This window comes from Pseudomonas sp. HMSC063H08 (assembly GCF_001813645.1).
GTDB lineage: Bacteria > Pseudomonadota > Gammaproteobacteria > Pseudomonadales > Pseudomonadaceae > Pseudomonas > Pseudomonas aeruginosa.
Map to the genome: position 1 here is coordinate 22,252 of NZ_KV813411.1, position 20,343 is coordinate 42,594.

At 68.8% G+C, this 20,343-nt stretch carries 18 protein-coding genes; 7 read left to right on the forward strand and 11 right to left on the reverse strand.

Translation table 11 applies throughout. The features are described 5' to 3' along the window. The first annotated feature begins 6 nt into the window (after positions 1 to 6). From nosZ to HMPREF2924_RS09145, 5 genes are read left to right on the forward strand one after another with little or no spacing between them, the layout of a single operon-like run. Positions 7 to 1,917: a TAT-dependent nitrous-oxide reductase gene (gene nosZ / locus HMPREF2924_RS09125; protein WP_003098686.1), complete on the forward strand. Its 1,911-nt coding sequence runs from the start codon at positions 7 to 9 to the stop codon at positions 1,915 to 1,917. Then, positions 1,914 to 3,200, forward strand: a complete 1,287-nt coding sequence (locus tag HMPREF2924_RS09130; protein WP_003130242.1) for a nitrous oxide reductase family maturation protein NosD — start codon at positions 1,914 to 1,916, stop codon at positions 3,198 to 3,200. The genes nosZ and HMPREF2924_RS09130 overlap by 4 nt, the downstream gene beginning before the upstream one ends. After that, positions 3,197 to 4,117 carry an ABC transporter ATP-binding protein gene (locus HMPREF2924_RS09135; RefSeq protein WP_003130240.1) on the forward strand — a complete coding sequence of 307 codons (921 nt, stop codon included), beginning with the start codon at positions 3,197 to 3,199 and terminating at the stop codon, positions 4,115 to 4,117. The genes HMPREF2924_RS09130 and HMPREF2924_RS09135 overlap by 4 nt, the downstream gene beginning before the upstream one ends. Continuing rightward, on the forward strand, positions 4,108 to 4,935 hold the full coding sequence (locus HMPREF2924_RS09140) for an ABC transporter permease (RefSeq protein WP_003098680.1): 828 nt from the start codon (positions 4,108 to 4,110) through the stop codon (positions 4,933 to 4,935). The genes HMPREF2924_RS09135 and HMPREF2924_RS09140 overlap by 10 nt, the downstream gene beginning before the upstream one ends. A 16-nt stretch (positions 4,936 to 4,951) precedes the next feature. After that, positions 4,952 to 5,488 carry a nitrous oxide reductase accessory protein NosL gene (locus tag HMPREF2924_RS09145; protein WP_003091829.1) on the forward strand — a complete coding sequence of 179 codons (537 nt, stop codon included), beginning with the start codon at positions 4,952 to 4,954 and terminating at the stop codon, positions 5,486 to 5,488. 82 nt (positions 5,489 to 5,570) lie between these two features. Here HMPREF2924_RS09145 and fpr read toward each other — a convergent pair whose 3' ends face one another. Then, on the reverse strand, positions 5,571 to 6,347 hold the full coding sequence (fpr, locus tag HMPREF2924_RS09150) for a ferredoxin-NADP reductase (protein ID WP_003091832.1): 777 nt from the start codon (positions 6,345 to 6,347) through the stop codon (positions 5,571 to 5,573). 273 nt (positions 6,348 to 6,620) lie between these two features. On the opposite strand from fpr, the gene HMPREF2924_RS09155 reads away from it, so the two are divergent. After that, a complete protein-coding gene (locus tag HMPREF2924_RS09155) occupies positions 6,621 to 7,547 on the forward strand; it encodes a LysR family transcriptional regulator (RefSeq protein ID WP_003091833.1) in 927 nt (308 codons plus the stop codon). Position 7,548: 1 nt separating this feature from the next. On the opposite strand, the gene HMPREF2924_RS09160 is transcribed toward HMPREF2924_RS09155, so the two are convergent. The 5 genes from HMPREF2924_RS09160 to HMPREF2924_RS09180 all read right to left on the reverse strand — a co-directional run bounded on the left by HMPREF2924_RS09160 (position 7,549) and on the right by HMPREF2924_RS09180 (position 11,819). Further along, a complete protein-coding gene (locus tag HMPREF2924_RS09160; protein WP_003098676.1) occupies positions 7,549 to 7,890 on the reverse strand; it encodes a YceK/YidQ family lipoprotein in 342 nt (113 codons plus the stop codon). A gap of 53 nt (positions 7,891 to 7,943) precedes the next feature. Continuing rightward, a complete protein-coding gene (locus HMPREF2924_RS09165; protein ID WP_003130239.1) occupies positions 7,944 to 9,077 on the reverse strand; it encodes an ABC transporter permease in 1,134 nt (377 codons plus the stop codon). Next, the gene (locus tag HMPREF2924_RS09170; protein WP_003130238.1) at positions 9,074 to 10,246 is read right to left on the reverse strand and encodes an ABC transporter permease; all 1,173 of its coding nucleotides are present in this window, start codon (positions 10,244 to 10,246) and stop codon (positions 9,074 to 9,076) included. Before HMPREF2924_RS09170 ends, HMPREF2924_RS09165 begins: the two co-directional genes overlap by 4 nt. Positions 10,247 to 10,249: 3 nt before the next feature. Next, a complete protein-coding gene (locus tag HMPREF2924_RS09175) occupies positions 10,250 to 11,221 on the reverse strand; it encodes an HlyD family secretion protein (RefSeq protein WP_003091837.1) in 972 nt (323 codons plus the stop codon). 112 nt (positions 11,222 to 11,333) lie between these two features. Beyond that, complete coding sequence (locus HMPREF2924_RS09180; RefSeq protein ID WP_003091838.1) at positions 11,334 to 11,819, reverse strand: phosphate-starvation-inducible protein PsiE; 486 nt, start codon at positions 11,817 to 11,819, stop codon at positions 11,334 to 11,336. A 174-nt stretch (positions 11,820 to 11,993) separates the two neighbouring features. Between HMPREF2924_RS09180 and HMPREF2924_RS09185 the strand changes: the two genes are divergently transcribed. After that, positions 11,994 to 12,281: a DUF3509 domain-containing protein gene (locus tag HMPREF2924_RS09185; protein WP_003091839.1), complete on the forward strand. Its 288-nt coding sequence runs from the start codon at positions 11,994 to 11,996 to the stop codon at positions 12,279 to 12,281. Here the strand turns inward: HMPREF2924_RS09185 and HMPREF2924_RS09190 are convergent. The 5 genes from HMPREF2924_RS09190 to hasR all read right to left on the reverse strand — a co-directional run bounded on the left by HMPREF2924_RS09190 (position 12,274) and on the right by hasR (position 20,334). Continuing rightward, positions 12,274 to 13,629: a TolC family outer membrane protein gene (locus HMPREF2924_RS09190; RefSeq protein WP_003130237.1), complete on the reverse strand. Its 1,356-nt coding sequence runs from the start codon at positions 13,627 to 13,629 to the stop codon at positions 12,274 to 12,276. The two genes, HMPREF2924_RS09185 and HMPREF2924_RS09190, sit on opposite strands and share 8 nt — an antisense overlap. After that, the gene (locus HMPREF2924_RS09195) at positions 13,626 to 14,957 is read right to left on the reverse strand and encodes an HlyD family type I secretion periplasmic adaptor subunit (RefSeq protein ID WP_003130236.1); all 1,332 of its coding nucleotides are present in this window, start codon (positions 14,955 to 14,957) and stop codon (positions 13,626 to 13,628) included. The genes HMPREF2924_RS09190 and HMPREF2924_RS09195 overlap by 4 nt, the downstream gene beginning before the upstream one ends. Further along, positions 14,954 to 16,744: a type I secretion system permease/ATPase gene (locus HMPREF2924_RS09200; protein ID WP_003130235.1), complete on the reverse strand. Its 1,791-nt coding sequence runs from the start codon at positions 16,742 to 16,744 to the stop codon at positions 14,954 to 14,956. Before HMPREF2924_RS09200 ends, HMPREF2924_RS09195 begins: the two co-directional genes overlap by 4 nt. 217 nt (positions 16,745 to 16,961) lie before the next feature. Beyond that, positions 16,962 to 17,573, reverse strand: coding sequence for a heme acquisition protein HasA (gene hasA / locus HMPREF2924_RS09205; protein WP_003124283.1), 612 nt, complete (start codon positions 17,571 to 17,573; stop codon positions 16,962 to 16,964). 85 nt (positions 17,574 to 17,658) lie between these two features. Then, entirely contained in the window at positions 17,659 to 20,334 is a 2,676-nt protein-coding gene (gene hasR, locus HMPREF2924_RS09210; protein ID WP_003130234.1) for a heme uptake receptor HasR, read from the reverse strand. Positions 20,335 to 20,343: the final 9 nt, after the last annotated feature.

Consider the following 20,343-nt stretch of genomic DNA (forward strand, 5'->3'; position numbering starts at 1 on the left):
CACGAGATGAGCGACGACACGAAAAGCCCCCACGAAGAAACCCACGGCCTGAACCGCCGCGGCTTCCTCGGCGCCTCGGCGCTGACCGGCGCCGCCGCCCTGGTTGGCGCCAGCGCCCTGGGCAGCGCGGTGGTCGGCCGCGAGGCCCGGGCCGCGGGCAAGGGCGAGCGCAGCAAGGCCGAGGTCGCCCCCGGCGAACTGGATGAGTACTACGGGTTCTGGAGCGGCGGACATTCCGGCGAAGTACGCGTGCTCGGCGTGCCGTCGATGCGCGAGCTGATGCGCATCCCGGTGTTCAACGTCGACTCGGCCACCGGCTGGGGCCTGACCAACGAGAGCAAGCGGGTCCTCGGCGACAGCGCGCGCTTCCTCAACGGCGACTGCCACCATCCGCACATCTCGATGACCGACGGCAAGTACGACGGCAAGTACCTGTTCATCAACGACAAGGCCAACAGCCGGGTCGCGCGCATCCGCCTGGACGTCATGAAATGCGACCGCATCGTCACCATTCCCAACGTCCAGGCGATCCACGGCCTGCGCCTGCAAAAGGTGCCGCATACCCGCTACGTGTTCTGCAACGCCGAGTTCATCATCCCCCATCCCAACGACGGCTCGACCTTCGACCTGTCCGGCGACAACGCCTTCACCCTGTACAACGCCATCGACGCCGAGACCATGGAAGTGGCCTGGCAGGTGATCGTCGACGGCAACCTCGACAACACCGACATGGACTACAGCGGCAGGTTCGCCGCCTCCACCTGCTACAACTCGGAGAAGGCCGTCGACCTCGGCGGCATGATGCGCAACGAGCGCGACTGGGTGGTGGTGTTCGACATCCCGCGCATCGAGGCCGAGATCAAGGCGAAGCGCTTCGTCACCCTCGGCGACTCGAAGGTGCCGGTGGTCGACGGCCGGCGCAAGGACGGCAAGGACAGCCCGGTGACCCGCTACATCCCGGTACCGAAGAACCCCCACGGGCTGAACACCTCGCCGGACGGCAAGTACTTCATCGCCAACGGCAAGCTCTCGCCGACCTGCACCATGATCGCCATCGAGCGCCTCGGCGACCTGTTCGCCGGCAAGCTGGCCGACCCGCGCGACGTGGTGGTGGGCGAGCCGGAACTGGGCCTCGGCCCGCTGCACACCACCTTCGATGGCCGAGGCAACGCCTACACCACGCTGTTCATCGACAGCCAGTTGGTGAAGTGGAACCTGGCCGACGCGGTGCGCGCCTACAAGGGCGAGAAGGTCGACTACATCCGCCAGAAACTCGACGTGCAGTACCAGCCGGGGCACAACCACGCCACCCTGTGCGAGACCAGCGAAGCCGACGGCAAGTGGATCGTGGTGCTCAGCAAGTTCTCCAAGGACCGCTTCCTGCCCACCGGTCCGCTGCACCCGGAGAACGACCAGTTGATCGACATTTCCGGCGAGGAAATGAAGCTGGTCCACGACGGCCCGACCTTCGCCGAACCGCACGATTGCATCCTCGCCCGCCGCGACCAGATCAAGACCCGCAAGATCTGGGACCGCAAGGACCCGTTCTTCGCCGAGACGGTCAAGCGCGCTGAAAAGGACGGCATCGACCTGATGAAGGACAACAAGGTCATCCGCGAGGGCAACAAGGTCCGCGTCTACATGGTCTCGATGGCGCCCTCCTTCGGCCTCACCGAGTTCAAGGTGAAGCAGGGCGACGAAGTCACCGTGACCATCACCAACCTCGACGAGATCGAGGACGTGACCCACGGCTTCGTCATGGTCAACCACGGCGTCTGCATGGAGATCAGCCCGCAACAGACCTCGTCGATCACCTTCGTCGCCGATAAGCCCGGGGTGCACTGGTACTACTGCAGCTGGTTCTGCCACGCCCTGCACATGGAAATGTGCGGGCGGATGCTGGTGGAAAAGGCTTGATCCACTCAGCGCGGTCGATGGCCGGGCGCCGGGCGGGGCCGCTCCTCGCCCTGCTCCTGCTCGGCCTCGCCACGGCCCGCGCGGAGCCGGTCGACGGCCTGCCGCTGCGGGCCGACGGCAATGGCCGCTGGAGCCTGGCGGCGGGCCGCTACGCCGGCAACTTCGTCATCGACCGACCGCTGCACCTGCGCTGCGAGGCCGGCGCCGAACTGGACGGCGGCGGCCACGGCAGCCTGCTGACCCTGACCAGCCCCGGGATCACCGTCGAGGGCTGCCGGCTGCGCAACTGGGGGCGCAACCTGACCGAACTCGACGCCGCGATCTTCGTCGGCAAGGCCGCCAGCGGCGCCGTGATCCGCGGCAACGACCTGCGCGGCGCGGGCTTCGGCGTCTGGCTCGACGCCACGGCGGGCGCGCAGGTGCTCGACAACCGCATCGAGGGCGACGAAAGCGTGCGCTCCCAGGATCGCGGCAACGGCATCCACCTCTATGCGGTGAAGGACGCCCTGGTCCGCGGCAACCGGGTCAGCCACACCCGCGACGGGGTCTACATCGACACTTCCAACGACAGCAGCATCGAAGCCAACCGCTTCGAGGAGCTGCGCTACGGCGTGCACTACATGTTCACCCACAACAGCCGGGTGATCGACAACCTGACCCGGCGCACCCGCACCGGCTACGCGCTGATGCAGAGCCGCAAGCTGACCGTGACCGGCAACCGCTCCATCGACGACGAGAACTACGGCATCCTGATGAACTACATCACCTACTCGACCCTGGCCGGCAACCGCGTCGAGGGCGTGCGCAGCGGCAGCACCGGTGACGCGATGATCTCCGGCGCCGAGGGCAAGGCGCTGTTCATCTACAACTCGCTGTTCAACCGCATCGAAGGCAACAGCTTCGCCGACAGCGCCCTGGGCATCCACCTCACCGCCGGCTCGGAGGACAATCGCATCGCCGGCAACGCCTTCATAGGCAACCGCCAGCAGGTCAAGTACGTCGCCAACCGCGAGCAGGAGTGGTCCGCCGACGGCCGCGGCAACTACTGGAGCGACTACCTGGGCTGGGACCGCGACGACGACGGTCTCGGCGACGTCGCCTACGAGCCCAACGACAACGTCGACCGGCTGATCTGGCTGTACCCGCAGGTACGCCTGCTGTTGAACAGCCCGAGCATCGAGCTGTTGCGCTGGGTCCAGCGCGCCTTCCCGGTGGTGCGCTCGCCCGGCGTGCGCGACAGCCATCCGCTGATGCGGATGCCCGCCGCGGAGCCGAGGCCATGAGCCTGGTCGAGATCGACGGCGCGACCCTGCGCTACGGCGCCCTCACCGCCCTGAGCGGGCTCGACCTGCGCCTGGAGCCCGGCGAGGTGCTCGGCCTGCTCGGCCACAACGGCGCCGGCAAGACCACCACCATCAAGCTGGTCCTCGGCCTGCTGGCCCCCAGCGAAGGCCGCGTGCGGGTCCTCGGCCACGATGCGAGGAGCCTGGAGGCGCGCCGCCAGCTCGGCTACCTGCCGGAGAACGTGACCTTCTACCCGCAGCTCAGCGGCGCCGAGACCCTGCGCCACTTCGCCCGCCTCAAGGGCGTGGCGCCGGCCGAAGCCGCGCGCCTGCTGGAACAGGTCGGCCTCGGCCATGCCGCCAGGCGGCGCCTGAAAACCTACTCGAAAGGCATGCGCCAGCGCCTCGGCCTGGCCCAGGCGCTGCTCGGCGAACCGCGCCTGCTGCTGCTCGACGAACCGACGGTGGGCCTCGACCCGCTGGCCACCGTCGAGCTTTACCAATTGCTCGACCGCCTGCGCGGCCAGGGCACCGGGATCGTCCTCTGCTCCCATGTGCTACCCGGCGTCGAGACGCACATCGACCGCGCCGCGATTCTCGCCGGCGGCCGCCTGCAAGTGGCCGGCAGCCTCGCCGAATTGCGCCGCAAGGCGGCTCTGCCGACCCGCGTGCGCCTGGCCAGCCCGCATAACCCGCAGTGGCTCGAACGCTGGCACCGGGCCGGCCTGGCGGCGCGGAGACTGGACGACCAGCGCATCGAGGTACTGCTGGACGATGCCGAGCGCGACGGCGTGCTGGAAGCGCTGCTGGCCGCGCGCGAGTTCGACCTGGAAATCCTGCCGCCGTCGCTGGAGGACCTCTATCGCCACCACATGTCCCCCGCCCCCGCCCCCGCCGGAGCCACGCCATGCCCGTAGTCTGGACCATCGCCCGCAAGGAACTGGCCGACGGCCTGCGCAATCGCTGGCTGCTGGCGATCAGCCTGCTGTTCGCCCTGCTCTCGGTGGGCATCGCCTGGTTCGGCGCCGCCGCGGCCGGCCAGGTCGGCTTCACCTCGGTGCCGGCGACGGTCGCCAGCCTGACCAGCCTGGCCACCTTCCTGATGCCGCTGATCGCCCTGCTGCTGGCCTACGACGCCATCGTCGGCGAGGAGGAAGGCGGCACCCTGCTGCTGCTCCTGACCTACCCGCTGGGGCGCGGCCAGTTGCTGCTCGGCAAGTTCCTCGGTCACGGCCTGATCCTCGCCCTGGCCACCCTGATCGGCTTCGGCAGCGCGGCGCTGGCGATCCTCGCGCTGGTGCCGGAGGTCGAGGCGGCCATCCTGCTGGGCGCCTTCGGCCGCTTCATGGGTTCCTCGCTGCTGCTCGGCTGCGTGTTCCTCGCCCTGGCCTACGCCCTGAGCAGCCGCGCCAGCGAGAAATCCAGCGCCGCCGGGCAGGCGCTCGGCCTGTGGTTCTTCTTCGTCCTGCTGTTCGACCTGGCCCTGCTGGCGATCCTGGTCCTCAGCCAGGGTCACCTGAGCCCGCGGCTGCTGCCCTGGCTGTTGCTGCTCAACCCGACCGACCTCTACCGGCTGATCAACCTGTCCGGCTTCGACGCAGCCGCCGCCGGCGGGGTGGTTCCCCTGGCCAGCGACCTGCCGGTGTCCGCCAGCGCCCTCTGGCTGGCCCTGGCCCTCTGGGCCTGCGCTGCCCTGGCGCTGGCCCACGGCCTGTTCCGCCGCCGCCCCATCTGACTCACGAGGTTCCGCCATGCAACGTCATACCCTCCCCCTGCGCCCTCTGCTCGGCACGCTCCTGCTCGGCCTGCTGCTGGCCGGCTGCGATGCGTCGCGGGACGACGCCACGGCACTCGGCCCGGTGCCGATCGCCAGCGGCGACGAATGCCACGTCTGCGGCATGCTCATCGAGGAAATGCCCGGTCCCAAGGGCGAGGCGGTGCTTCCCGGCGCGGTGCGCAAGTTCTGCTCCACCGCCGAACTGTTCGGCTGGTGGCTGCAACCGGAAAACCGCCAGGGCCAGGCGCGCCTGTATGTCCACGACATGAGCCAGGCCGACTGGCGGCACCCCGACGATGCCCGCCTGATCGACGCCACCCGCGCCTACTACGTGGTCGGCATCCAGCGGCCGGGCGGCATGGGCGCCACCCTCGCCTCGTTCGCCGACGAAGAGGCCGCGACGCGCCTGGCGGCCGAGGAAGGCGGCCGGGTACTGCGCTTCGACGAGATCGACCAGGCGGTGCTGCAAGGCGTGGGCGGCGACCACCCGCACCGGCACCCGGCGCACTGAGCGGGGGCCGGAAAGCAGAAAGCCCCTGCCGCGGATACGGCAGGGGCTTTCTTCGCCTGGCGCGACGAGGCGCGGCGGAGGCCTACTTCTCGACGAAGGCGCGCTCGATCAGGTAGTCGCCCGGCTCGCCCATGCGCGGCGAGATCTTCAGGCCGAAGCTATCGAGCACGGCGCTGGTCTCTTCCAGCATGCTCGGGCTGCCGCAGATCATCGCACGGTCGTCCTGCGGATTCATCGGCGGCAGGCCGATGTCCTCGAACAGCTTGCCGCTGCGCATCAGGTCGGTCTGGCGGCCCTGGTTGCGGAACGGCTCGCGGGTCACCAGCGGGTAGTAGATCAGCTTCTCTTTCACCTGGTCGCCGAAGTACTCGTGTTCCGGCAGGACCTTGGTGATGAAGTCGGCGTAGGCCAGTTCGCTGACCCAGCGCACGCCGTGGACCAGGATCACCTTCTCGTAGCGCTCGTAGGTTTCCGGGTCCTGGATCACGCTGAGGAAGGGCGCCATGCCGGTGCCGGTGCTGAGCAGGTAGAGGTGCTTGCCGGGCAGCAGGTCGTCGTGCACCAGGGTGCCGGTCGGCTTGCGGCTGACCATCAGCTCGTCGCCTTCCTTCAGGTGCTGCAGGCGCGAGGTCAGCGGGCCGTCCGGGACCTTGATGCTGAAGAACTCCAGGTGCTCTTCGTAGTTCGGGCTGGCAATGCTGTAGGCGCGCATCAGCGGGCGACCGTCGACTTCCAGGCCGATCATCACGAACTGGCCGGTCTTGAAGCGCAGACCCGGGTTGCGGGTGGTCTTGAAGCTGAACAGGGTGTCGTTCCAGTGGTGCACGCTGAGAACGCGCTCGGTGTACAGATTGCTCATCAAAGACTCCTAGGAAAACGCGGGCGCACACCAACAGCAGCAGACGTGACGCAGTTGCGCGGCATTTTATCGGTTGCCAAAATATCCGCAAAATGAATTGTCTGGATAATGCTTATCCAGAATATGGATATGGGATAACACGATATCGGTCGGCCGCCGGCCGCCGAGGGCTCCCATCGCTCCCGCGGACGGGGCGCAAGGATAACCGAGCCAACCCCGCCGACGGAACGGCAAAATGTCGCGGGGCCTTTCGCTCTAGACGAGGAAGCCTGGATGAAATTCACCCTCCGCCAGCTCGAGGTGTTCGTCGCCGTGGCCCAGCAGGAGAGCGTCTCCCGCGCCGCCGAGGGGCTGTCGCTGTCGCAGTCGGCGACCAGCACCTCGCTCGGCGAGCTGGAGCGGCAGTTCGACTGCAAGCTGTTCGACCGCGCCGGCAAGCGCCTGACCCTCAATGCCCTCGGCCGCCAATTGCTGCCGCAGGCGGTGGCGCTGCTCGACCGCGGCGAGGAAATCGAGAACCTGCTCAACGGCAAGACCGCCTTCGGCTCCCTCGACCTCGGTGCCACCCTGACCATCGGCAACTACCTGGCCACGCTGCTGATCGGCGCCTTCATGCAGCGCCAGCCGGACTGCCGGGTGCGCCTGCACGTGCACAACACCGCCCAGGTGGTGCAGCAGGTCGCCCACTACGAGCTGGACCTGGGCCTGATCGAGGGCGACTGCCGGCATCCGGACATCGAGGTGCAACCCTGGATGGAGGACGAACTGGTGGTGTTCTGCGCCCCCCAGCATCCGCTGGCGCGGCGGGGCGGCGCCGACCTGGAACGGCTGACGCGGGAGGCCTGGATCCTCCGCGAGCAGGGCTCCGGCACCCGCCTGACCTTCGACCAGGCCATGCGTCATCACCCGCGGCCGCTGAACATCCGCCTGGAGCTGGAGCACACCGAGGCGATCAAGCGTGCCGTGGAGTCCGGCCTGGGCATCGGCTGCATTTCCCGCCTGGCCCTGCGCGACGCTTTCCGCCGCGGCAGCCTGGTGCCGGTGGAAACGCCCGGCCTGGACCTGCGCCGGCAGTTCTACTTCATCTGGCACAAGCAGAAGTACCAGACCGCGACCATGCGCGAGTTCCTCGACCTGTGCCGCAGCGAGACCGCCGGGATCAGCCGCAGCGACGAGATCGTGCTGCCGCTGATTCCCTGACTCAGTTGGCCAGGGACAGGTTGCCGTCGCGGTACTGGCGGTACGAGGTATAGGGCAGCGCGAGGGTGTCGATCACCCCGGACAGCGCGAAGTCGAGGGCCAGCACCTCGAGGATGCCGTCGGCTTGCGCCGGCGCCACCGGCGACCCGGTCTTCACGTTGAGCCGGCAGAAGGTATAGCTGACCCCGCTGTACACCCGCGGCAGGCTGGTGCAGGCGGTCGCCTTCAGGCGCAGGTCGTGGGCGGCGCTGGCGTCGTCGCGCACCAGCGTGTTGACGGAACCGCACCCGCCGAGCGTGGCGAGCCCCAGAAGCACCAGCAAAGAAAGCCCCGAACGAAACATTCCTTCATCTCCCTGTGCGAACGCCAGCCGAGTATGGCCGGCCTTGCGCCGCTTCACCAACCCTTGATGTTGTCCCAGCGCCAGTTGCGGTACTGGTACAGCAGCGTACCCAGCAACGCATAGGTGGCGGCCATGCCCAGCAGCACCAGGGCATGGTCGCTGACTTCGCGCAGCGGCAGGTCCATCTGGTTCATCTCGGCGATGGCGCGGATCGCCCAGGTCGAGGGGATCGCGTCGGCCAGCCAGCGTACCCAGTCCGGCATGGCCTGTTCCGGCCAGCTGTAGCCGGCCATGTAGAACAGCGGCAGGGTGATGAAGGTCATGGTCAGGTACACCGATTCCTCGGTGGGCAGCAGCTCGGCGATGAACTCGCTGAGGGCGATCACCGCGATCAGGAACGGCAGGACGATCCCCAGCAGCATGAAGAACGAGGCCGACTGGCGATAGCCCAGCAGGTGCGGCCAGATCACGTAGAAGAGCATCGCCAGCACGGTCCAGATCAGCAGTTGCGCGCTGTAGCGGCCGAAGCGGGTCGACAGCGGCTGGCGCATGTAGCGCGGGGTGCCGCCGCGCAGCATGATGTTGCCGCGGGTGCAGCCGAGCAGCAGGCTGTGTTGCAGGATCAGCGACAGCAGCCCCGGAAGGACGATCGCGGCGAAGCTGATACCGGGGTTGAACAGGTCGGTCAATTGCCCTACCAGCGGGCTCAGCACCACCTGCGCCTGGGTCGCGGTGAAGCCTTCGCGTTCCAGCAGGGCGGCGTTGTAGCGGTTGGTCAGCGCGCTGTAGACCGCCGAGATGTCCTGCTGGATCTGGCCGTTGGCCATGCGGTTGGTGGCGTCGCCGAAGTACGGGATCACCAGCGCCTCGCCGCGCAGCAGGCGCTTCTCGAAGTTCAGCGGGATCACGATGATCGCGTACAGCTCGCGCCAGGCCAGGTCGCGCTTGGCCTGCGGCAGGCTGTCGTAGCCGACCACGGCGACCTTCGGCGCCGAATCGAGCAGCCGGACCAGCTCGCGCGACACGTCGCTGTGGTCCTCGTCGACCACCGCCACCGGCAGGTCGAGGGCGGTGTGGTTCATGTACGGCAGCGAGGTGATGCACACCGAGGCCACGACCATCAGCCACATCGGCTTGGACAGCATGGCCTTCAGGGTTTCCCGGAGGATCTGCAGGTAGTTCTTCATATCGGGCTCAGGTCCAGGCGGCTGCGCAGGCGCATCTTGGCGATCATGTAGGCGATCAGCGGGTACAGCGCCAGCTTGGCGCAGGTGTAGAGCGCCGAACTGGGCGGCGCCTGGCGCAGGAACTGGTCGAACAGGCCGTGCAGGGTGTGGGTCAGCGGCTCGGCCTCGGCGATCACCCGCGCCAGGGTCGGCATCGCCAGTTCCGGGATCAGCACTCCCGAGTAGGTCTGGGCGACGCCGATCAGCATGCCCACCAGCGAATAGGCGGTGAAGCGGTTGGCGGTGAAGACGAACAGCACCAGCCCGACGCTCTGCGCGGCGATCACGTAGAACAGCGTGATCATCAGCATCGCCAGCGGGCTGCCGTTGATGCGCGCGCCGGAGAACGCCACCAGCAGGAAGATTTCCAGCATCAGCAGCGCGGTGAACAGCAGCGTGTAGGGCGCCAGTTTGCCCACCAGGCGTACGCCGAGGGCCTTGGCCCGCAGGATGTGCGGCGAGGAGGCGCGCAGTTCCGGCGCCTCGCGGGCCAGCACATGGACCATGGTGACGATCACGAACAGCTGTAGCAGGTGCACGATGGCGGCGAACTGCTGGTAATAGATGTAGTTGCCGCTGGCATTGAACAGGCTGTCGTAGGACACGCTGATGCTCGCCAGGTGCGGCAGCGCCGCCGGCATCCCGGCGGCCAGGCGCGGACGCAATTCGCCGTTGAGGCTGGCGACCAGCGCCGAGAAGTCCTGGGTGGCGGCGTAGCCGGCCGAATACAGCAGCGCGTTGTAGTACAGCTCGGCCTTCGGCGCGCGCCCGCCGAGCACGTCGGCCTCGAAGTCCGGCGGGATGTAGAGCAAGGCGTAGGCATCGGCCCGACGGATCGCGTCGAGCCCCTCCTGGACGCCGGCGGGAACGGTGATCACCTGGGCGTGGGAGGTCGCGTCGAGGTCGCGGATCAGCTTGCGCGACAGCTGGCTATGGTCCTTGTCGACCACCGCCAGCGGCATGTCCAGCAGGGTACCGGCCTGGTAGACGCCGCTGATCACGCCGAACAGCAGCAGCGGCCAGCACCAGCCGAGCCAGTGGATGGTCCAGCTGCGGCAGGCGATCCGCGTCTCGGTGTTGAACGCCTGGACGAAACGGCTGGCGTTGCGCTTCAGCGCGGCCCACGCCATCGCTCAGTTCGTCCAGCGCCACAGCGCGCTCATGCCCGGGCGCAGGCCGGGTGTCGGCTGCAACGGGTAGAAGCGGGTCTCGAAGGTCTTCAGGTCGAAATCGCCGGTGGCGCGGGTCGCGCGCCTGGTCGAGAAATCACCCAGCGGGGCGATGTAGCGCAGCTCGGTCTCGACCTCGGCGCCGCCCAGGCCGGGCACTTGCATGACGATGCGGTCGCCCTTGCGCACCTTGGCCAGGATGTCCTCGCGCAGGTTGAAGACAAAGTAGCTGTCGTCCAGCCGCACCAGCGTCAGCAGCGGACTGTAGGCGTTGATCAGTTCGCCCTGTTCGGCGGGGATCGGCCCGACCTCGCCGTTGACCGGCGCGCGCACCTGCAGGTCGTCGATCTGCGCCTGTAGCTCGGCGATCTGCGCGTCGGCCCGGCGCACCGCGGCCTGCAACGCCTGGCGGCGCTCCTCGCGGTCGCCCTTGAGGCCTTCGTCGAGATTGGCCCGCGCCTCGGCGACGCGGTCGCGGGCGACATCGCGCTCACGCCGCGAGAGGTCGAACTGGGTCCGCGAGAGGAAGCCGCGCTCGACCATCTGCTGGTTGCGCTGGAAATCCGACTCGGCGTTGCGCAACTCGGCCTCGGCCTGTGCCAGGCTGGCCTTGAGCGCGCGGATGCTCTCCTCGCGGGTACCGTGGAGCGACTCGTCGAGCTGCGCCTGGGCCTGGTTGCGCGCCGCGTGCAAGGCATCGAGCTGGGCTTCCAGCTCGGGGCTGTCGAGGCTGATCAGCAGGTCGCCCTGCTTCACCTCGTCGCCGCGCCGCACGTGCAGCACCTGGACCCGGCCCTTGGCCTTGGAGGAAACGATGACGTTGGTGGCGTCCGCCTCGCCCTGCAACAGCAGGGGCGGATTGTGCAGGCGCAGGTAGAGGGTGATGGCGACGATCGCGAGGATCAGCAACGGGGTAAAGAGTTTCCATCCCTTCATGGGGCAGGCTTCCTGAACACGACCGGGCGATGGTAGTACATTGCCAGGCCGTTGCGCTGGCCGGCGCGCCGGGCGGAAGCGCGCCGGAGACCGGCTCCGGCGCGGCGACGAATCAGGCTTCCCCTTCGGCGTCCTCGCTCGCCACCCGCCGCGCGGCGGCGCCGTCGGACTTCGCCGAAGGGAAGCGCGCCGAGGCGAAGCGCACCACCAGGATCGCCAGCGCCAGCAGGAGCAACGCCACCGAGACCAGGATGATGCCATCGTCCGGCGTATGGTTGTGCTGGATGTCGGCGATCATCAGGCGGGTCAGCGCGGTCATCGCCACGTAGATCAGGAAGCGTACCGGCATGTGGTTGGTCTTGAAGTAGATACCGACCATCGCGCCCAGCTCGAGGTAGATGAACAGCAGGAGGATGTCGTCGATCGACGCATGCCCCTTGTTCACCATCCCCAGGAAAGCCGCGCCCGCCGCCCAGAACACCGTGGCGCCAATGGCGAACAGGGCCAGGTAGTGGAATGCCTCCACCAGCAGGTTGCCGAGGCTCTCCGCCTGGTGGTGCATGCTTGCGCGCAGGCGCTCGGCCCAATTCTGTTTCATAGCTTCTCCCGACAAAGACGACGGCCACCTGGCCCGAAGCGTGCAAGGCCCAGGCCAAGGCACGTGCGCAGATAGACGTCCGCACGTCGGCGCAGGGTACAGCCCGGCGGTGACAAAGAACTTTCCGGGCGGCACCCAGTCCCAACCAGCACGACAGCATTCAGGTGGTCCGCCATGACCGACAGCAGCCCTTTCCAGCTCCTCACCGAGGCCTTCCAGGCCGAGTACCGGGTCAACCTCAGCCTGGAGCGGCCGGACGGCAGCATCGTCCTCACCCTCTCCAACGAACGCGGGGTCGCCGCCAAGCGCCTGATCCGACCGGCGCAACTGCATGACCTGGAACAGTTGCAGCGGATGATCGAGAGCATCCGCTTCGGCATCGCCATCGAAAACGGCACCAGCGCGCCGCAACTGTTGCAGGCGATGACCCAAGGCAAGGCACGCTGGCCGATAGCTATCTGATGGCAGCGGCGACCTGCGCGCGTCCTTCGCCGGCGCCGAAATAGGCGGCCAGTACCGCCAGGTCGCGGTCTTCCAGCACCCCCGCCAGCTGGCGCAGGCGCAGCCAGGCGTTGAGGTAGGCGTAGCGCGCTTCCGCCAGGTCGCGGCGGGCGCCGTAGAACTGCTGTTCGGCGTCCAGCACGTCGCGATTGACCCGCTCCCCGCCGGCGACGCTGCGCCGCGTCGCCGTCACCTGTTCGCGCGCCGCCGCCACCGCCATCTCGTAGGCGCGCACCTTGGCCAGGCTGCTGGCGGTCAGGTCGAACTGGCTGTGCAGGTCATTGATCACACTGGCCACCTGGGCATCCAGCTCGGCCTGGGCCTGGGCGTACTTGTCGCCGGCCTGGCGGGTCGCCGCCGACACCCGCCCGCCCTCGAACAGCGGCAGGCTGAGACGCAGGCCGACACTGTCGGTGTCGTATTTCTGCTCGTAGGTGCTTTCCGAAGCCGAGTGCGTCTTGCTGCTGCTGGCGTAGAGGCTGAGCCTGGGCAAGTGGCCGGCACGATTGCGCTCCACCTCGTAGGCTGCCGCCTCCAGCGCATGGCGCTGGGCGCCCAGCTCGGCGCTGCGTTGCAGGGCCACCTGGCGCCAGCCTTCGAAGGTCGCTGGCTGCAGGCGCAGCGCCGGGAAACGCTCGATGGGCGCGGCCAGCTCGCGGTTCTCCAGCGCCTTCCCGAGCATCGCTTCCAGCGTACGTCGCGCCGCCGCCGCACGATCGCCGGCGGCGATCTCCTCGGCGCGGGTCAGGCTCAGCCGGGCGCGGGTCTCCAGCAGGTCGGTGCGGGTGCCCTCGCCTTCCTCGAAGGCACGCTGGTTGAACGCCAGCTGGGTTTCCAGGGCGCGCCGCTGGGCCTCGGCCAGGACCACCTGCTCGCGGGCGAACAGGGTTTCGCTGTAGGCGGCGAACAGGCGCACCGCCAGTTCCTGGCTGCGCCCGCGGAACTGTTCGTCGGCGAACAGCGCCTGGGCTTCGCCCTGGCGGTAGCGCGCGTAGGCCTCGTAGTCGAACAGCGGCTGCTCCAGGCTGAGGGTCGAGGCGTAGCTGCGATAGTCGCGCTCGACGCGGGCGTCGCCCTGGCTGACGGTGGAGTCGTTGCGCGCCTTGTTGTAGTCGTAGCGCAGGCTCGGCAGCAGGCCGGCACGGCCGATGGCGCGGTTTTCGCTGCCGGCGCGGCGCTCGTGGAGCGCCGCCTGGAAGGTCGGGTCGTGGCGCACCGCCAGTTGGTAGGCGTCCAGCAGGCCCAGCGCCTGGGCCGAAGAGGCCGAAAGCAGCACGGAGGACAGCAGGCAGGCTCGCAGGCGATTCATTCTTCCCCCAGCGCCAGGTGGGTACGGTCGGCCAGCGGCTTGAACAGGTAGTTCAACAGCGAGCGCTCGCCGCTGCGAACGAAGGCCTCCACCGGCATCCCCGGGCGGATCTCCAGGCCGGCCAGGCGACGTACGCCCTCCTCGCCTACGCGGATGCGCACCCGGTAGTACGGCGCCTCGCCGCGCTCGTCCAGCAGGCGGTCGGCCGAGACCAGGGTCACTTGGCCCTCCACCCGCGGCGTAGTGCTCTGGTTGAAGGCGCTGAACATCAGTTCCACCGGCAGGCCGACGCGGACCTTGTCGACCATCCCCACCGGCAGCCGAGCGTCCACCAGCAGCGGCTGGCGCTCCGGGAGGATTTCCATCAGTTGCTGGCCGGGCGCGATCACGCCGCCCTCGGTGAACACTTCCTGGCCGAGCACCAGGCCGGCGACCGGCGCCCGTACCTCGCTGTTGGCCAGGTCGAAGCGCGCGCTGGCCAGGCGATTGCGCAACTCCTCGGCGCGCATCTGGGCGTCGGCCAGGCTGGCGCGCACCTCTTCCTGGAACTTCTCCCGCCGCTGGGCCATGCGCAGGCGCAGTTCGAGGATCTGCCGGCGGGTACTGCCGAGGCTGCCGAGGTCGCCGGCGATCTCGCCGTTGACCTGGGCCAGCAGGCGCTCGCTGTCGAGCAGGCGGTTGCGCGGCACGTAGCCCTCGCTGGCCAGTTGGCGCAGGCCGCGCAACTGTTCCTCGAGGGCGGCGCGCTGCTGCTCCTTGCTGCGCAGCGCGGCTTGCAGGCCGTCCAGTTGCGCCTGGCTGCCGGCGACCGTCTCGGCGAGACCATCGAGTTCTAGGCGCAGCGCCCGCCGACGGCTGTCGTGCAACTGCCGCTGCTGTTCCAGCAGGGTCGGCAGGCGCGGGTCGTCCAGCGCCAGCAGCTCGGCGGGAAACTCGATCCGCGCCTTTTCATCGCGCTCGGCGCTCAGCCGCGCCAGACTCGCCAGCGCCGCCAGGTACTGGGCGAACAGGCCATCGGCCTGGGCCCGGGCCTGGGTAGCGTCCATCTCCAGCAGCACCTGTCCTGCCTCCACCCGCTCGCCTTCGTGCACGCGGATGTGCCTGACCAGGCCACCGGTAGGGTGCTGCACGGCCTTGCGGCTACCGGCCACCATCACCGTGCCGGAGACCCCGACACCCTTGTCCAGCGGGGCCAACCCGGCCCACAGGAGAAAGCCGACGAAGCCGAGCAGCACCAACCCCCAGCCGAGCCGGGAAAAACGCTTCTCGTCCAGTTCCAGCGCCGCGCCGCCGGCGCCGACTTCGCGCAACCGCGCCTGCCCGCTCATCGCGCCGCTCCTCCCGGCACACCGCCGACCGGCATCCCCGGTCCCGGCCGGTAGCCGAAACCGAACGCCGGCGTCGGCCGTGTCGGCGCCGGGGCCGCAGCGGCCGGCGGCGAGGCGCTGGCAAGCACCTCGGCGGTCGCACCGAAACGCTGCAGGCACCCGCCATGCAGCAACAACAGCTTGTCGGTCAGCGCCAGCACCGCCGGCTTGTGGGTGACCAGCACCAGGCTGCTGCCCTGCCGGCGCATCGCCGCGATGGCCTCGGCCAGGGCCGCCTCACCCGCCTCGTCGAGACTGGCATTGGGTTCGTCGAGCACGATCAGCGCCGGTCGCCCGTACAGCGCGCGGGCCAGGCCAATGCGCTGGCGCTGGCCGCCGGAGAGACCGGCGCCGCCGTCGCCAAGGCGCGTGTCGTAGCCCTGCGGCAGGCGCAGCACCAGGTCGTGTACGCCGGCCAGGCGCGCTGCCGCCACCACCTTCTCGGCATCCACCTCGGCGAAGCGCGCGATGTTCTCGGCGATGCTGCCGGCGAACAGTTGCACGTCCTGGGCCAGGTAGCCGATGTGCGGCCCCAGTGCCGCCGCGCTCCACTGCCGCAGGTCGGCGCCGTCCAGGCGCACCGCGCCGGACAGCGGCTGCCAGGCGCCCACCAGCAAGCGCGCCAGGGTCGACTTGCCGGAACCGGACGGCCCGATCACGCCGAGCGCTTCGCCAGGCTCCAGGGCGAAACCGAGGTCCTGCAACAATGCCTGCTCGCGTCCCGGCGCGGCCGCGCAGAGCCGCTCGACGCGCAACGCGCCGCGCGGCGCCGGCAGCGGCATGCCCAGGGCAGCCGGCGGATTCTCCTCGAGCAGCCGCGCCAGCCGCTGGTAGGCCTGCCGCGCGCCGCTCCACTGGCGCCAGACCGCGATCAACTGGTCGATGGGGCTGAGCACGCGGCCCATCAGGATCGAGCCGGCGATCATCATCCCCGGGGTGATCAGGCCTTCCACCGCCAGCCAGGCACCGAGGCCGAGCACCAGCGACTGCAAGGCCAGGCGCACGCCCTTGGAGGTCGCGCCGATCGCCGCGCTGCGCTCGCTGCCGAGGTTCTGCCGGGCAAGGAAGGCCTGGTGCTGGGCGAACCAGCGCGCGCGCATGGCCGGCAACATGCCCATTGCCGCCAGGGTTTCCGCCTGGCGCAGGTTGGCCGAGGCCTGCTGGGTGGCGAGGATCGACAGTTGCCCGGCCTCGGCCAGCGGTTCGCGCGAGCGGCTTTCGTTGACCCAGGCGAGCAGCACCAGCAGCAGCGCCCCAACCAGGGCGAGCAGGCCGAGCCAGGGACTGAAGAGGAAGATCACCAGCAGGTAGAGCGGGAACCAGGGCGCGTCGAAGAAGGCGAACAGGGCGTTGCCGGTGAGGAACTGGCGCAGGCTGGTCAGGTCGTTCAGCGCCTGCCCGGCGGCCTGCTCGCCGCGCTCCAGGCTGGCGCGGAACGAGGCGTCGTAGATGCGCTGGTTGAGTTGCATGTCGAGCTGGCCGCCGAGGCGGATCACCACCAGGCTGCGCACCCACTCCAGGGCGCCGAGCAGCAGGTAGAGGCCGAGCACCATGAGGGTCAGCATCAGCAGGGTCATGTGGTTGCCGGAGCCGAGCACCCGGTCGTAGACCTGCAGCATGTACAGCGACGGCGCCAGCATCAGCAGGTTGATCACCGCGGTGAACAGCGCGACGCTGCGCAGCGCCGGGCGGAAGCGGCCGAGGGTGGCGAGGATTTCATTGCGCGGCGAGGCCGGCCGGAGCTTCATCGGAGTCGGGTCCTGTGGGTGTCCGGGCCGCGAGCGGGCCCGGAGGACATTGCGGCAGTCTCCGCTTGCCGGGCACGGCCGGCGGAGGAACAATCCGGGGGCCGCCGTCGCCACGGGTGCGAGGCGCAACGACGGCGGTTCGTGCGCCGGAGAGGAGCGCCAACTCCTCTCCGGCCTTTAGCGCAAGCAGTCCACGAACGCTATCGTGGACAGTTGCTCAGGCCGCCAGGGCCAGGTCGTGCGGCAGTTCCTGTACGCCGACCACGCCGACCTCCGCCGCTGCCGGGGTGGCATGGGCGACGCCGGCCGCGGCCAACTGGTCGAAGGTGGAGTTGATCGACAGGCTCGGGTCGACCGCTTTCAGCAGCGCGTCGATCTGCCCCTGCAGGGCGCTGCTGTCGCCGCTCATCAGGCCGTAGACCACCTTGTGCACGGTGCCGTCGCGGCCCTGGGCGATCGGCGAATCCAGGCCCAGGTTGCTGAAGCTCACCTCCTGGCTGTCCAGGGCGTAGCCACCGCTGGAGGCGCCGCCGGTCAGGGTGTCGCCGAGGGCGATGCTGTCCAGCTTGCCCCAAAGGGTGTGGCTGGGGTTGCTGAACAGGGTGTAGTGGAGGTCGCCGCCGGCGATGAAGGCCGCGTCGCTGGCGGTGCTCTTCAGCGCGTACTGGCTGCCGTCGAACGGACCGGGGTTGAAGCCGCCGGTATTGCTGCCGTCCACCACCTGGCCCGGACGATGGTTGACGTCGCCGAAGTAGGCCGACCAGTCCGCCAGGTAATCCGCTACGGTCCAGCCGCTGTAGGTGGTGCTGTAGGAAATCGAAATGCTCATGCCAAAACTCCAATTCAACGAGTGGTGAATGCCGGAGCGCACGGATGCCCGCTCCGGTTTTGCCCTTCACTGGGCAAAACGGGGGTCAGAACTGGTATTCGAGGGTGCCTTGCAGGGTCCGCCCGCGACCGAGGGTGAAGGCCAGCACGTCGCCCAGCGGCACCAGGTAGGCGCGGTCGGTGACGTTCTCCATGGCCAGGCGCAGGGTCAGTTCATCGCTCACCCGGTAGCTGCCGTACAGGTCGTAGACGGTGTATTCCTTCCAGTCCGCCGGGTACACGCCGGCCTGCGACACCGTGGCGCCGCCAGCCACCGAGTAGCCTTCGCTGTAGCGGGCACGGGCGCCGACGTCCAGCCTGCGGTCGAAGAAGCGCATGCCCAGGGTCAGCGAGCCGCGGTCCATCGGCATGTGTTCGGCGGAGCCGAGCACCGCGCTGCAATGGGTGGCGGCGTTGGCCTGCTCGTCCGGCCGCATGTCGATCACCGGCGGGCGGCGACCGCTGCCCTTCACCGTCTGGGTGACGCCGCCGAGCCAGGCGGTCTTCGAACAGAAGTCGTTGCTGCCGATCATGTGCGTGTAGGAGAGCTGCCCGTAGGCCAGCCCGGCATCGTAGTCGAGCTGGTACTCGACGCCACGGAAGCGCGTGCTGTCGAGGTTGTTGACGTAGGCGCTGTTGCCGATCCCGGCCATGCCGTAGCCCGGCGGCTGCATGCCCATGCCCATGAAGATGAAGTCGTCGACCCGGGTGTCGAAGTAGGCGACCTTCAGGCCCAGGCGGTCGTCGCTGAACCAGAGGTTCTCCTTCAGCACGTTGAAGCCGACTTCCCAGGCCTTCGAGCGCTCCGGACTGAGGAACGGGTTGGGGTACATGTTTTCCGCGCCGCCGCCGTGGGGGCGGCCGGTGATCAGGCTCTCGGTCACCGCCGGCGGGCGCCAGCCCTTGCCGTAGGTGGCGAACAGCTGCAACCAGTCGACACCGGGCTTGACCGACAGGCCGAAGGTCGGCGAGAAGCGCCCCTCCTCGCGGTCGACGGCGTATTGCAGCGGCATGTCGGTCTGCCGGGTAGTGCCAAGGATGAAGGTGCGCGCGTTGAAGCCGGTGTCGCCGCGCAGGCGGTAGCGGTCGTAACGCAGCCCGGCGTTGAGGTTGAGCCAGTCGTCGTAGTCGTAGTCGAGACGGGCGAACAGGCTGCCGAGGGCGCGATCGCCCTTGGGGGTCATGCCTTCGGCCGCGGGGAAGTCGACCGCCGAGGTGCTCGCCCGCGGCTGGCTGGAGTCCGGCCGCACCTTGTCGTAGAAGAACTCCAGGCCATAGTTGGCGCGCAGCGTGGAGAGCTCGTCGAGAGCGAAGGTCGAGGTGTTCTGCGCCTGCGCGCCGTAGGTGTCGGTCTGGTAGGTGATCGAGTAGCCGGGGGTGATACCGCGTTGCAGGGTCTGCTGGCGGTTGCGGTTGTCGACGTAGTAGAGCTTGGCCTTGAAGTCCACCAGCGGGTTGTCCGGCGCGTAGCCGTAGTCGATGGCGAAGTTCTGCGCACGCACGTCGCTGCTGCCGAGCTTTTCCCAGAGCGCCTGGTTCTCGGTGTTGAGCATGTTGGCGTCGTCGTAGGACACCTGGGTGGTCAGGTAGCTGAACTGCAGGCGCTGGTCCTGCGGCAGGGCGACGCCAAGCTTGGCCAGTCGCGAGCGCATCACGTAGCCGGAGTAGGCCACCGGCGAATGCTTGACCCGCTGCCCGGCCTCGGGATTGAACCAGGCGCCGGTGCGCAGCTCGCCGATGCTGCCCTTGGTCCCCGGGTCGTAGTCGCCCAGGTGGCGCTCGCTGGCGGCGACCAGCATGTCCCAGGCCTCGGTGCCGATGGCGAAGGCCGCGCTGCCGATGAAGTGGGTGCCGTTGGCGTCGCCGCCCAGGCCGCTGGTGAGGCGCACCCGGCCACCGACCTGCTTGCCCGGCTTGACCAGGTCGCGGGCCTCCAGGGTGCGGAAGTTGGCGATCCCGCCGATCACCCCGGCGCCGCCCATGGCCGAGCTGGCGCCCTTGTCGATGACCACCTCGCTGAGCAGCTCGGGATCGACGTAGAGCGTCCCGTTGCGCTGCTGGTGGCCGCTCTGCTGGTAGTTCTGGCGCATGCCGTCGACCGACATGTTGACCCGCCCGTAGTCCTGGATGCCACGGATGTTCACCGACAGGCCGGGATCCTGCTGGCTCACCGAGGAGTACACCCCGGGGGTTTCCTCGAGCATGTCGGCGGCATGCCGCGGCGGGTTGCGCTCGATCTGCTCGCGGCCGATCACGCTGACCGAATGCGGCGTCTGGTAGACCCAGTCGTCCGGACGCGCGGCTGAGATCACCGAGGGCGACATCTGCACCAGGTCGTCCTGGCTGACGCGGATCAGGCTCAATTGGTCCTTGCCGGAGAAGCGGTATTCCACCGGGCTGCCCTGGAGCATCTGGCTCAGGCCGTCGGCCAGCACGTATTCGCCGTGCACCGCCGCGCTGCCGAGACCGGCGAAACGCTGGCTGTCGAAGAACACCTGGACCCCGGCCTGCTCGGCGAATCGCAGCAGGGCGCGGTTCAGCGGTTGTGCCGGGATGTCCAGCCGGACCCGGCGCAGCGCGGTCTGCTGCTGGCTCGCCGAGTCCGCCCCGTCTTGCGCATGCAGCGGTAGCGCGGCCGTTCCCAGCAGGACCAGGCCCAGCCCCAGGGCCAGTTGCGCCCCCTTGCGACCGCCTCGCACGGCACTCCATCCACGATGTTTCATGACAGCGCC

What these genes read in the sequence shown, in the direction of transcription:
- nosZ (WP_003098686.1), top strand. Translation starts at nt 7, where the DNA reads ATGAGCGACGACACGAAAAGCCCCCACGAAGAAACCCACGGCCTGAAC.
- HMPREF2924_RS09135 (WP_003130240.1), top strand. Translation starts at nt 3,197, where the DNA reads ATGAGCCTGGTCGAGATCGACGGCGCGACCCTGCGCTACGGCGCCCTC.
- HMPREF2924_RS09140 (WP_003098680.1), top strand. Translation starts at nt 4,108, where the DNA reads ATGCCCGTAGTCTGGACCATCGCCCGCAAGGAACTGGCCGACGGCCTG.
- HMPREF2924_RS09145 (WP_003091829.1), top strand. Translation starts at nt 4,952, where the DNA reads ATGCAACGTCATACCCTCCCCCTGCGCCCTCTGCTCGGCACGCTCCTG.
- fpr (WP_003091832.1), bottom strand. Translation starts at nt 6,347, where the DNA reads ATGAGCAATCTGTACACCGAGCGCGTTCTCAGCGTGCACCACTGGAAC.
- HMPREF2924_RS09155 (WP_003091833.1), top strand. Translation starts at nt 6,621, where the DNA reads ATGAAATTCACCCTCCGCCAGCTCGAGGTGTTCGTCGCCGTGGCCCAG.
- HMPREF2924_RS09160 (WP_003098676.1), bottom strand. Translation starts at nt 7,890, where the DNA reads ATGTTTCGTTCGGGGCTTTCTTTGCTGGTGCTTCTGGGGCTCGCCACG.
- HMPREF2924_RS09165 (WP_003130239.1), bottom strand. Translation starts at nt 9,077, where the DNA reads ATGAAGAACTACCTGCAGATCCTCCGGGAAACCCTGAAGGCCATGCTG.
- HMPREF2924_RS09170 (WP_003130238.1), bottom strand. Translation starts at nt 10,246, where the DNA reads ATGGCGTGGGCCGCGCTGAAGCGCAACGCCAGCCGTTTCGTCCAGGCG.
- HMPREF2924_RS09175 (WP_003091837.1), bottom strand. Translation starts at nt 11,221, where the DNA reads ATGAAGGGATGGAAACTCTTTACCCCGTTGCTGATCCTCGCGATCGTC.
- HMPREF2924_RS09180 (WP_003091838.1), bottom strand. Translation starts at nt 11,819, where the DNA reads ATGAAACAGAATTGGGCCGAGCGCCTGCGCGCAAGCATGCACCACCAG.
- HMPREF2924_RS09185 (WP_003091839.1), top strand. Translation starts at nt 11,994, where the DNA reads ATGACCGACAGCAGCCCTTTCCAGCTCCTCACCGAGGCCTTCCAGGCC.
- HMPREF2924_RS09190 (WP_003130237.1), bottom strand. Translation starts at nt 13,629, where the DNA reads ATGAATCGCCTGCGAGCCTGCCTGCTGTCCTCCGTGCTGCTTTCGGCC.
- HMPREF2924_RS09195 (WP_003130236.1), bottom strand. Translation starts at nt 14,957, where the DNA reads ATGAGCGGGCAGGCGCGGTTGCGCGAAGTCGGCGCCGGCGGCGCGGCG.
- HMPREF2924_RS09200 (WP_003130235.1), bottom strand. Translation starts at nt 16,744, where the DNA reads ATGAAGCTCCGGCCGGCCTCGCCGCGCAATGAAATCCTCGCCACCCTC.
- hasA (WP_003124283.1), bottom strand. Translation starts at nt 17,573, where the DNA reads ATGAGCATTTCGATTTCCTACAGCACCACCTACAGCGGCTGGACCGTA.
- hasR (WP_003130234.1), bottom strand. Translation starts at nt 20,334, where the DNA reads ATGAAACATCGTGGATGGAGTGCCGTGCGAGGCGGTCGCAAGGGGGCG.